Origin of the sequence: Corallococcus interemptor, assembly GCF_003668875.1 — a bacterium.
GTDB classification, from domain to species: Bacteria; Myxococcota; Myxococcia; order Myxococcales; family Myxococcaceae; genus Corallococcus; species Corallococcus interemptor.
In genome coordinates this window covers 20,761-31,436 of record NZ_RAWM01000108.1, presented here as the reverse complement: position 1 = coordinate 31,436, position 10,676 = coordinate 20,761, and the positions used below count along the sequence as shown (strand labels likewise).

9 protein-coding genes are annotated in these 10,676 nt (G+C 69.7%); 4 read left to right on the top strand and 5 right to left on the bottom strand.

Annotated features, from left to right (window positions below; all coding sequences use genetic code 11):
* Positions 1-398: TIGR02266 family protein (locus tag D7X96_RS29270; protein WP_121771268.1), on the bottom strand; the 398-nt coding region annotated here is incomplete at its 3' end.
* A 164-nt stretch (positions 399-562) separates the two neighbouring features.
* Between D7X96_RS29270 and guaB the strand changes: the two genes are divergently transcribed.
* Entirely contained in the window at positions 563-2,020 is a 1,458-nt protein-coding gene (gene guaB, locus D7X96_RS29265; RefSeq protein ID WP_120552284.1) for an IMP dehydrogenase, read from the top strand.
* 51 nt (positions 2,021-2,071) lie between these two features.
* Here the strand turns inward: guaB and D7X96_RS29260 are convergent, their stop codons facing one another.
* Positions 2,072-2,659 carry a hypothetical protein gene (locus D7X96_RS29260; RefSeq protein WP_121723302.1) on the bottom strand — a complete coding sequence of 196 codons (588 nt, stop codon included), beginning with the start codon at positions 2,657-2,659 and terminating at the stop codon, positions 2,072-2,074.
* Positions 2,660-2,783: 124 nt separating this feature from the next.
* Here D7X96_RS29260 and guaA point away from each other — a divergent pair, with 124 nt between their 5' ends.
* On the top strand, positions 2,784-4,337 hold the full coding sequence (guaA, locus tag D7X96_RS29255) for a glutamine-hydrolyzing GMP synthase (protein WP_121771267.1): 1,554 nt from the start codon (positions 2,784-2,786) through the stop codon (positions 4,335-4,337).
* 12 nt (positions 4,338-4,349) lie between these two features.
* Here guaA and D7X96_RS29250 read toward each other — a convergent pair whose 3' ends face one another.
* The 3 genes from D7X96_RS29250 to D7X96_RS29240 all read right to left on the bottom strand — a co-directional run bounded on the left by D7X96_RS29250 (position 4,350) and on the right by D7X96_RS29240 (position 8,275).
* Complete coding sequence (locus D7X96_RS29250; protein WP_121771266.1) at positions 4,350-5,120, bottom strand: phytanoyl-CoA dioxygenase family protein; 771 nt, start codon at positions 5,118-5,120, stop codon at positions 4,350-4,352.
* Positions 5,121-5,204: 84 nt separating this feature from the next.
* Positions 5,205-7,298: a S46 family peptidase gene (locus D7X96_RS29245; protein WP_121723295.1), complete on the bottom strand. Its 2,094-nt coding sequence runs from the start codon at positions 7,296-7,298 to the stop codon at positions 5,205-5,207.
* A gap of 200 nt (positions 7,299-7,498) precedes the next feature.
* On the bottom strand, positions 7,499-8,275 hold the full coding sequence (locus D7X96_RS29240; RefSeq protein WP_120552289.1) for a helix-turn-helix domain-containing protein: 777 nt from the start codon (positions 8,273-8,275) through the stop codon (positions 7,499-7,501).
* 107 nt (positions 8,276-8,382) lie between these two features.
* Here D7X96_RS29240 and D7X96_RS29235 point away from each other — a divergent pair, with 107 nt between their 5' ends.
* Both D7X96_RS29235 and D7X96_RS29230 read left to right on the top strand, forming a co-directional pair.
* Positions 8,383-9,195 (top strand): MBL fold metallo-hydrolase, encoded by an 813-nt coding sequence (locus D7X96_RS29235; RefSeq protein ID WP_167510891.1) that lies wholly within the window; start codon positions 8,383-8,385, stop codon positions 9,193-9,195.
* A gap of 28 nt (positions 9,196-9,223) precedes the next feature.
* Entirely contained in the window at positions 9,224-10,546 is a 1,323-nt protein-coding gene (locus tag D7X96_RS29230; RefSeq protein WP_121771264.1) for a metal-dependent hydrolase family protein, read from the top strand.
* The last annotated feature ends 130 nt before the right edge of the window (positions 10,547-10,676 follow it).

The following is a 10,676-nucleotide window of genomic DNA, read 5'->3' as shown; positions in this document are numbered from 1 at the left end:
GGGGCGGCTGGGGCGGGCACGGTGTAGTCCGCCGGGCCGACGCCATTGGGCACGGGCGGCAGGTCCGACTGGGCGTGCGGCAGGATGGCGACCGCGGCGTCCAGGAACCGGCGCGTCGGAGGGTCCGCCTCCCCGAACTTCAGGCCCATGCCGGAGATGCCCTGGCCCTGCTGCCCGGTGACGAAGTGGACGATGGCCGCCGTGTAGAGGAGCCGGTCGCCGCTCGCCAGGCGGAGGTCCAGGGTAACGGCCGTGCCAGGGGGGCGCACGGCCTTGGCGCGCAAATAGATGCCGCCCCGGGTGATGTTGCCCCCGTATTTCGCGAGGAACTCCTCGGGGGTGGCGAAGGGCAGCTTCACCACCAGCCCCACCGCCCCCGCTTGATTCAATTCCGCCAAGGCCCGGTCCAAGTCCCAAGAAGTGTTGGTGGGACACCGAGTATCACCTGAAGTCCCCAGGAACGGGCGGCAAAAAACCTTCTTCCGTTGCGCGGCAGCCGCGCAAACCGTATGGACACGCACCCGCCGGGCGCTGGTGCCCCGCGGGGCCTCCGGGAGCCCCCATGTTGAACCCCGATATCCGGCTGGCCCTCACCTTCGACGACGTGCTCCTGCAGCCCGGTGAGAGCGCCGTCACCCCGCGTGATGCCGACCTCACCACCCGCCTGACGCGCAACATCCGGCTGAACGTGCCCCTGCTGTCCGCCGCCATGGACACCGTGACGGAGGCGCGCACCGCCATCGCCATGGCGCAGGAGGGCGGCATCGGCGTCATCCACAAGAACATGACGCCCGAGCAGCAGGCCCTGGAAGTCCTCAAGGTCAAGAAGTTCGAGAGCGGCATGGTGGTGGACCCCATCACCATCGACCCGAAGGCGCCGCTCGCCCGCGCGCTGGAGCTGATGAAGGTCCACGGCGTGTCCGGCGTGCCCGTGGTGCAGGGCAAGCGCCTGGTGGGCATCCTCACCAGCCGCGACGTGCGCTTCGAGAAGAACCTGTCCCAGAAGGTCGAGGACGTGATGACGACGAAGCTCGTCACCGGCCGCGAGGGCATCACCCAGGACGACGCCACGAAGCTGCTGCACGAGCACCGCATCGAGAAGCTCCTCGTCGTCGACGAGGCCTACGAGCTCAAGGGCCTCATCACCATCAAGGACATCGAGAAGCGCCGCACCCACCCGTACGCGGCCAAGGACGCCAAGGGCCGCCTGCTCTGCGCCGCCGCCGTGGGCGTGTCCGCGGATCGCGAGGCCCGCATCGACGCGCTGGTGAAGGCGGGCGTGGACGTCATCGTCGTGGACACCGCGCACGGCCACTCGAAGGGCGTGATTGAGGGCGTGCGCGACACGCGCAAGAACTTCAAGGGCTTCGACCTCGTCGCCGGCAACGTGGCCACCGCCGAGGGCACGCGCGCCCTGATTGAAGCGGGCGTGGACGCGGTGAAGGTGGGCATTGGCCCGGGCTCCATCTGCACCACCCGCGTGGTGGCCGGCGTGGGCGTGCCCCAGGTGACGGCGGTGGATGACTGCGCCCGCGAGGCGGACAAGCACGGCATCCCCATCATCTCCGACGGCGGCATCAAGTACTCGGGCGACATCGTGAAGGCGCTCGCCGCGGGCGCCAGCTCCGTGATGATCGGCTCGCTGTTCGCCGGCACGGAGGAAGCCCCTGGCGACGTCATCCTGTACCAGGGCCGCAGCTACAAGAGCTACCGGGGCATGGGCAGCCTGGGCGCCATGAAGCAGGGCGCCAAGGACCGCTACTTCCAGTCCGACGTGGAGGCCGTGAAGCTGGTGCCGGAGGGCATCGAGGGCCGCGTGCCGTACAAGGGCACGCTCGCCATGAACGTGCACCAGATGCTGGGCGGCATCCGCAGCGGCATGGGCTACGTGGGGTGCGCCACCATCGAGGAGCTGCGCACGAAGGCCACCTTCGTCCGCATCACGTCCGCCGGGCTCAAGGAGAGCCACGTGCACGACGTCATCATCACCGAGGAAGCGCCCAACTACCGGATGGAGTAGGGCAGGGGATGCGCTCCCCCGGGCAGGGCGCCGGGGGAGGACAGCGGACGGCTACTTGCCGCGACGCTTGCCGCCGCCCGTGGACGAATCCTCGGCGGGGGCGGCCGTGGTGGACACGCGCTTCTCCGCCGCGTTGACGCGCTGGAGGAGCGACTCGCGGTCGTCCGGATCCAGCGTCTCGATGGCCTTCTTCAGGGTGCCGAAGTCCAGGCGGGCCACCGTGACGGTGTTGCCGCCCTTGATCTCCTGCACCGTGGGCACGTCCACCAGCTCGCGCAGGTAGGTCTCGAACTCCACCCGGACGTCCGCGGTCTGCTGGATGCAGGTGTCCTTGGCGCTGACCAGGTTCTGGCTGCCCTCGCGGTAGCTCAGGTCCGGGTTGCGGGCCATGGCCTCCTCGAAGGTGTGGGTGCGGTCCTTCAGCGAGGAGTAGAGGTTGACGTAGTCCACCAGCCGGTCGGACTCCGGGCGGTTCACGTCGCGCGCCTTGTTGAGCGGCGCGGAGGTGTCGTCACAGGTGAGCTTGGAAAGCTGCTCGACCCCGGGCGCGTCCTTCACCGCGACGCTGCGGGTGTCCCGCTCCAGGCGCTCGTCGGAGGTGATCTCCTTCACACACCCCGCGGAGGACAGGAGGAGCATGGCTGCTGCAGTGGAAGCGGACAGGCGGCGCACGAACAATTGACGGCCTTTCAGCGTTGATTTCCCGAAGTTTGTAGCGATAAGGGCCCCCACCCGTCAACGACGCCCCCTGGGAGAATCGCCGGTGGACCTGCACTCCGAGAAGATCCTGATCCTTGATTTCGGGAGCCAGTACACCCAGCTCATCGCCCGCCGGGTGCGTGAGCTGGGCGTCTACTGCGAGATCCACCGCCCGGACCTCCCCGCCGCCGACATCCGGCAGTTCGCGCCCAGGGGCATCATCCTCTCCGGCGGGCCGGCGTCCGTGGAAGCGCCCGGCTCCCCGCGCTGCGACCCCTACGTCTTCGAGGCCGGCGTCCCGGTGCTGGGCATCTGCTACGGCCTCCAGCTCATCTCCAAGCTGCTGGGCGGCCGCATCGACCGGAGCGCCCACCGCGAGTTCGGCAGCGCCGCGGTGGAGGTGCTCGCCGCGCGGGGCCCCTTCGCGGAGTTCCGCCCGGGCGACCAGGTGCAGGTGTGGATGAGCCACGGCGACCGGGTGGACGAGCTGCCGCCCGGCTTCGAGGCCATTGGCCGCAGCGGCAACTCGCCCTTCGCGGCGGCGGCCCACAAGACGAACCCCTGGTACGGCTTCCAGTTCCACCCGGAGGTCGTCCACACGCCGCAGGGCAAGGCCATGCTGCGCGCCTTCCTCTTCAACGACTGCAAGGTCACCGGCTCGTGGACGATGAAGGGCTTCATCGACGAGGCCGTGGAGACCATCCGCAAGCAGGTGGGTGACGAAGGCCGCGTCATCTGCGGCCTGTCCGGCGGCGTGGACAGCTCCGTGGCGGCGCTGCTGCTGCACCGGGCCATTGGCCCCCGGCTCCAGTGCATCTTCGTGGACAACGGCGTGCTGCGGCAGGGCGAGCGGGCGCAGGTGGAGGCGCTGTTCGTGGACCGCTTCCACGTGCCGCTGAAGACGGTGGATGCGCGCGAGCGCTTCCTGTCGAAGCTGGCCGGCGTGACGGATCCGGAGCAGAAGCGGAAGATCATCGGCCGGGAGTTCATCGCCGTCTTCGAGGAGGCCTCGCGCGACGTGCAGGACGCGGGCTTCCTGGCGCAGGGCACGCTGTACCCGGACGTCATCGAGTCCGTGTCGTGGAAGGGCCCGTCCGTCACCATCAAGAGCCACCACAACGTGGGCGGCCTGCCGGAGCAGATGAAGCTCAAGCTGGTGGAGCCGCTGCGCGAGCTCTTCAAGGACGAGGTCCGCGCGCTGGGCCGTGAGCTGGGCCTGCCGGACGAGATGGTCTCCCGCCAGCCCTTCCCGGGCCCGGGCCTGGCCATCCGCGTGCTGGGCGAGGTGAACGAGAAGCGCCTGGACCTGGTGCGCCGCGCGGACGCCATCGTGCAGGAGGAGATCCACAAGGCCGGCCTGTACAAGGAAGTGTGGCAGGCCTTCGCGGTGCTGCTGCCGGTGCAGAGCGTGGGCGTGATGGGCGACGAGCGCACCTACGAGTCCACCTGCGTGCTGCGCGCCGTCACCAGCGTGGACGGCATGACGGCGGACTGGGCGCGCATCCCGTACCCCATCCTGGAGAAGATCTCCTCGCGCATCACCAACGAGGTGCGCGGCATCAACCGCGTCGTCTACGACATCTCCTCCAAGCCGCCCGCCACCATCGAGTGGGAGTGACGCGGTAGGGCTTCACGTCACCGCGCGCCGGATGGACTCCTCCACCGGCGACGTGTCCTCCGGGAGCCGGGCCAGGCTCAGGGGCTCCCGGGGAAGCAGTGGCGGCTGCGCCATGAAGCGCGGCCGCGCTCCCTTGTGGGGCTGGGCCGAGTGCACGAGGAAGGGGTGGCACAGGTACACCGTGCCCGCCTCGCCCGTGGCCAGCACCTCCCGGCGGTGGGCGGACTCCGCGAAGCCGTTGGCCGCCAGCTGCCGGAGCGTCAGGCCCGCTTCACCGGCCGGGCCCAGCAGCCTCGCGATGTCCTGGTGCGAGCCCACGCGGATGCGGGTGGGCGCGTCGTCCTCGCCCACGTCGGAGAAGAGGAAGAGCATCAGCAGCGCCCGGCCCCTGGAGGCGACGTTGGCGCGCCAGTCCATGAAGTCCGGCTTGTCGAAGTCGAACCCCACGTCGATGTGCCACCCCGCGTCGCCCGGGTCCTGCGGGGAGGGGAAGCGCACGGGGAAGGTGCCCATGGCCCGGAGCGGCAGCCACCGGCCGGCGCCGACGAGCGCGTCGTAGGCCTCGTGCAGCACGGGGGTGTTGCCAGCGTCCACGAAGGGCTTCTGCGTGTACATGCCCAGGCGGATGACGGGCCGGGTCCAGGTGGCGGGCCGGTCCGGATCGCACCCCGTGTCCTTCCAGAGCAGGGCCCGGGCCTCATCCGCGACCTCACGGGGGAAGGCCCCGTCAATACGAAGGTACCCGTCCCGCATGAACTGCTCCGCGCGCGCGTCGTAGGACATGGGCGGGACGCTACCAAAGCCAAGAGGCTGCCCGGTTCGCACCGGACAGCCTCTGGGGACTTCAGGACTCGGAAGGGGAGAGGACTACCCCGCCGGGTTGGCCTTCACCGGCGGCACCTTGGTGCTGCCGGGGCGCAGCTCTTCCAGGACGCGGGTGGCGCCGTAGACCTTCTGCAGCGCCTCGATGATGGCGTCCGAGTGCACGGCCACCGTGCGGTTCACGGACTCGTCGAAGCCGTACTCACCGCCCAGCGACTGGATGTTGCCGTCGAACACCAGGCCGACGACCTCGTGGTTCTTGTTCACCACGGGCGAGCCGGAGTTGCCGCCGATGATGTCGTTGGTGGTGACGAAGTTCATCGGCGTGCTGCCGGTGATGACCTTCTCCGACTTCACCCACGACTTGGGCAGCGCGTACGGATCCTGGCCCGTGGCGTGCTCGAAGGTGCCGGACATCTGGGTGATGGGGGCGACCTGCTGGCCCTCGTCCATGTAGCCCTTCACGGAACCGAAGGACACGCGCGGGGAGAAGGTCGCGTCCGGGTACTGGCTGGTGCCGTAGATGTCGAACTTCGCCTTGGCGACCAGCTCGCTGTTCTTCTTGATGACGGACTCCACCTCGTCCTCGAACTTCTTGCGGATGGCGCGCGAGTCCGGATCCGCCAGCAGGGCCAGCTGGACCATGGGGTCCTTGGACGCGTCCACGGCCTTCTTGCCGCCGTCCCAGAGCGCCTGGCGCGCCTTCGGGTCGAAGAGCTTCGTGCCCTTCACCACGCGGGTGGCGACCTGTGCCGGGGACTCCTTGCCCAGCACCTTCTTCACGAACGGGTGCTTGGCGCCCAGCTCCTCACGCATCTTGGTGAGGCCGAACGTCAGGCGGGCGATCTCCAGCTCCGCGTAGATGGGCGCGGGGCTGAAGAGCTGCGCCTTGAGGGCGGTCAGGTTGGCGTCGTTGAACTCGCGCAGCCGCTGGCCGTTGTCCTTGGGCAGCTCGTCCGCGGCGCGCACCAGCGCCCGGGCGGTGTGGAACAGGCTGGAGGACAGGCCGTTGCCCTGCTCCAGGTAGTTCAGGTCCTTGCGGAGGGTGAGCAGCTGGGCCTCGGCCTTGGCGATCTCATCCCAGGCGGCGGCGTACTTCTTCTTCAGCTCGGGGTTCGCGTCGACCTTCTTGCGCAGCTCCTGCTCCGCGGCGACCTTGGAGGCGAAGAACTTCTTGTCGAGCAGCGCCTCGTGGCGGCCCTTGGACGCCTTCAGGCCGTTCTCCACGCCGAACAGCAGGTTGCTGGAGATGCGCTTCTGCTCGGGGCCGCGCTTCTGGAACTCGGTGAGCATGCCGCGCAGCTCGGAGAGGTACATGAGCGTCTTGGGCATGGACACGTCGCGGGTGTACTCCAGCTCCGCGACGGTCAGCCCACGCGAGGTGCGGCCCGGGTTGCCGGCCACGAACGTGAGGTCGTTCTCCTTCGCGCCGTGCTCGGACCACTTGAAGTAGTCCGGCGTCTTCACCGGCTGCTTGTCCTGGTAGACGCGCACGAACGTCACGTCCAGGTCGTAGCGGGGGAACTCGAAGTTGTCCGGGTCACCGCCGAAGAAGGCGATGGCGTGCTCCGGGGCGAACACCAGGCGCACGTCCTGGAAGCGGCGGTACTTGTACAGGTTGTACTTGCCGCCCTGGTACAGGGTGACCAGGTCACAGCGCACCTTGTCGTCGCCGTTGGAGCAGGCCTTCTCCAGCTTGGACATCTCCGCCTTCAGCGTGTCCGAGTACTGCTTGCCGGTCAGCGACGCGGTGGCCTTGTTGAGCTGCTCGGTGACGTCGGTGATCTCAACGAGCTGGTTCACCTCCATCGCCGGGCACTGCTTCTCCTCGCCCTGGGTCTTCGCGTAGAAGCCGTTGGCCAGGTAGTCCTGCTTCGCGGTGGACAGCTGCTCGATACAGCCGCGCGCGCAGTGGTGGTTCGTCATCACCAGGCCGTCCGGTGACACGAAGCTGGCGGAACAGCCGCCGGCCAGACGCACCGCGCCCAGGCGCAGCTTGTCCAGCCACTGCTGATCCGGCTGGAAGCCGTACTTCTCCTTCACCTTGGCGGCGGGGAAGTTGTTGTAAGTCCACATGCCTTCATCGGCGAGCGCCGGAGCGGCACCCACGAGTGCGGCAATGACGACCAATCGCTTCATGAATGGGGATCCTTTCGGGCCGCGGGACAGGAGCTCCGCGGGGACGGGGCGTTTGTGAGGGATGGCCCAGCACGGGTCAAGCTGGGAAAACGCCCACGCAAGCCGCAGAACGTCCGGGCGCCCGAACGATTCCCTGGGACGCTCACCGGGCAGGCGCTTTCCACACCCATCGAGTCCCGACGCAGCGCGTCCAGCCCCCCTCAGGCCGCCCGTGCGCGCGCCCACGCGCCCGGCGTGGTGCCCAGCACGGCCCGGAAGTCCGCGATCAGGTGGGCCTGGTCGTAGTAGCCAGCACCGGCGGCGATGCTTCCCCAGTCTGGCCGTGCGCCCTGGGCGCGGGAGGCCTGGAGCGCGCGCTGGAAGCGCACGAGCCGGGCGTAGGCCTTGGGGCCCATCCCCAGCACATCGTCGAACGCGCGGCGCAGGTGCCGTTCGCTCACGCCCAGCGTGCGGGCCAGGTCCGCGACGCGTGGGAGTTCTCCGGCGCCGGTGAGCAGGCGGATGCCGCGCCGGACGAGGTACGCGGCCGCGGGTTCGTAGACGTCGTCCCGGTGGAGCCGGTCCACCAATGCGGCCTCCAGGGTGCGCAGGCGGGCCTGGGGGTTGGGGGCCCGGGCCAGTGACTCGCGGAGCTTCGCGCCGTCCTCCTTGCCCCAGAGCGTGTCGATGGCGAGCGAGCGGTGGGACAGCTCCGACATGGGCAGGCCGAAGAACGGGTACGCGCCGCCGGGCTTGAACTGGATGCCCAGCGTGTCGGGCGGCACCTCCGACGGAGCCTTGCGGACCACCTGCTCGCGGGGACCCAGGGCATGGACGTCGCAGGTGGTGGAGGTGACGCGGACCACCAGCTCCACGGTGCCGTCCGGCACGCGGACGTAGTCGCCGTGGGAGGGGCCGCGCCAGAGCACTCGCACGCGCTGGACGAAGCGGGACAGGTCGGCTCCGGGGGCCAGCGCGGTGTCGGTTGGAGCGGCCATGCGGGAGGAAGCATGGGACGGACGGTCCCTTCGCATCAACCCGGTGCCCGGGCAGGATGGCCGATTCCTCCAATCGGGCGACGGGCCCGGTCCGTACCTTGCCGGCCATGCGAATCCAGCACCTCAACTGTGGAACCCTGTGTCCCGCCAGTGCCCGGTTCGTCACGGGCTCGGGGGGCCTGTTCGAGCCAGCCCGGATGGTCTGCCACTGCCTGCTGCTGGAGACGTCGCGAGGGCTGGTGCTCGTGGACACGGGCCTGGGGACGCGGGACGTACAGGACGCTCGGGGGCGGCTGGGGCAGCGCTTCGTGAGGCGCAGCGCGCCCCGGTTGGATCCGGCGGAGACGGCGCTGGCCCAGGTGGAGCGCCTGGGCTTCAAGCGCGAGGACGTCCGGCACATCGTGCCCACGCACCTGGACCTGGATCACGCCGGGGGCCTGGCGGACTTCCCGGACGCCCAGGTCCACCTCTTCGCGGACGAGCACGCCGCGGCGATGGCGGGCACGAGGCAAGGCTACAAGCCGGTCCAGTGGGCCCACGGGGCGAAGTGGAACCCGTACGCGGTGGACGGTGAGCGCTGGTTCGGCTTCGAGTCGGTGCGGGTGATTCCAGGCCTGGAGGAGGAGGTGCTGCTGGTGCCGCTGACGGGCCACTCGGCGGGTCACTGCGGCGTCGCGGTGAAGGGGCCCTCAGGCTGGATGCTGCACGCGGGGGACGCGTACTTCAGCCACCACGAGGTGGATCCGGTGGCGCCGCGAAGCCCCTGGGGCCTGGCGCTGTTCCAACGGCTGTTCTCCGAGAACAACGCCGTGCGGCTCCAGAACCAGGAGCGGCTGCGAGGCCTGGTGCGCGCACACGGACACGAGGTGAAGGTGTTCTCCGCGCACTGTGCCAAGGAGTTCGACCGGATGCGTGCGTGAGGGCCCAAGGCGGTAGCATGGAGGGACCTTGCGACGCGCTCTTCTCTTCGGGTCCCTCCTGTGGTCGCTGTCCTCCTCCGCCGCTGAACCCACTGCCCGGGTGCAGGTGCTGAAGGCCGCGCGCCTCTTCGACGCGAAGGCGGGGAAGCTGATCACCCCGGGCGTGGTGGTGGTGTCGGAGGGCCGGGTGGTGGGCGTGGGCCCCAGGGCCTCCGTGCCGGAAGGGGCTCAGGTGGTGGACCTGGGTGACGCCACGCTGCTGCCGGGCTTCATGGACGCGCACACGCACCTGACGGTGGAGCCCGGGACGGACTGGCGCAAGGACCTCGTCGACAGCTTCCAGCGCACCCTCCCCGAGCAGACGCTGGACACGCTGCCGTGGGCCCGGGCGACGCTGATGGCGGGCTTCACCACGGTGCGCAACCTGGGCGCGGAGGACTTCATCGACGTGGGCCTGCGCAACGCCACCGCGCGAGGGCTGGTGGTGGGGCCGCGCATCCTCGCGGCGACGTCCAGCCTGAGTTCCACGGGCGGACACTGTGACTACGGCAACTCGTTCCGCAAGGGGCTGCTGGCCCAGGACGCCAGCCGGGGCGTGGCGGATGGTCCGGACGCGCTGCGCGCCAAGGTGCGTGAGAACGTGAAGTACGGCGCGGACGTCATCAAGGTCTGCGCCACGGGAGGCGTGATGAGCCTCAATGCGGATCCGGACGCGCCGCAGTTCACCCAGGCGGAGCTGGATGCCGTCGTGGACGAAGCGCACGCGCACCGGCGCAAGGTGGCCGCGCACGCGCATGGAGCGGAAGGGGCGAAGCGGGCCATCCGAGCGGGCGTGGACTCCATCGAGCACGGCACGTTGCTGGACGATGAGGGCGTGGCGCTGATGAAGCAGAAGGGCACCTGGTACGTGCCCACGGCCTATGCCTTCTTCGGAATCAAGGAGCTGGCGGACCAGGGCAAGCTGCCCGCGGACACCGTGGCCAAGCTGCGCGCCGTGGACAAGCGGCGGGAGCACGTGCTGCGCAGGGCCATCTCCCTGGGAGTGCGCATCGCCTTCGGCACGGACGCGGGCGTGTTCGCCCACGGGCGCAACGCGGCGGAGTTCGCGCTGCTGGTGGAGGCCGGGCTCACCCCGGCGGAGGCCCTGCGCACGGCCACGGTGAACACGGCGGAGCTGCTGGGCGTGGCGGACAAGCTGGGGACGCTGGAGCCCGGGAAGCTGGCGGATGTCGTCGCCGTGCCGGGCGACCCGCTGAAGGACATCCGCGTCACGCAGAAGGTCTTCTTCGTGATGAAGGAGGGCGTCATCCACCGGGATGACACGGCAGCCGCGTCACGCACCGCGCCGTAAGGCTCAAGGCCTCGGGCGCCAAGCCAGCCCGCTCGCGTCACGTCCCGGACCAGAGCCCCGGGCCGCAGGCACCGCGAACCTGTCCGACTGTCGGACAACCGTTCCTCGCGGACCGGCACAGCCCCGGGCC

Bases quoted from the DNA above. Each gene is read 5' to 3' on its own strand.
- guaB (WP_120552284.1), top strand. From the start codon at position 563: ATGTTGAACCCCGATATCCGGCTGGCCCTCACCTTCGACGACGTGCTC.
- D7X96_RS29260 (WP_121723302.1), bottom strand. From the start codon at position 2,659: ATGCTCCTCCTGTCCTCCGCGGGGTGTGTGAAGGAGATCACCTCCGAC.
- D7X96_RS29250 (WP_121771266.1), bottom strand. From the start codon at position 5,120: ATGTCCTACGACGCGCGCGCGGAGCAGTTCATGCGGGACGGGTACCTT.
- D7X96_RS29245 (WP_121723295.1), bottom strand. From the start codon at position 7,298: ATGAAGCGATTGGTCGTCATTGCCGCACTCGTGGGTGCCGCTCCGGCG.
- D7X96_RS29240 (WP_120552289.1), bottom strand. From the start codon at position 8,275: ATGGCCGCTCCAACCGACACCGCGCTGGCCCCCGGAGCCGACCTGTCC.
- D7X96_RS29235 (WP_167510891.1), top strand. From the start codon at position 8,383: ATGCGAATCCAGCACCTCAACTGTGGAACCCTGTGTCCCGCCAGTGCC.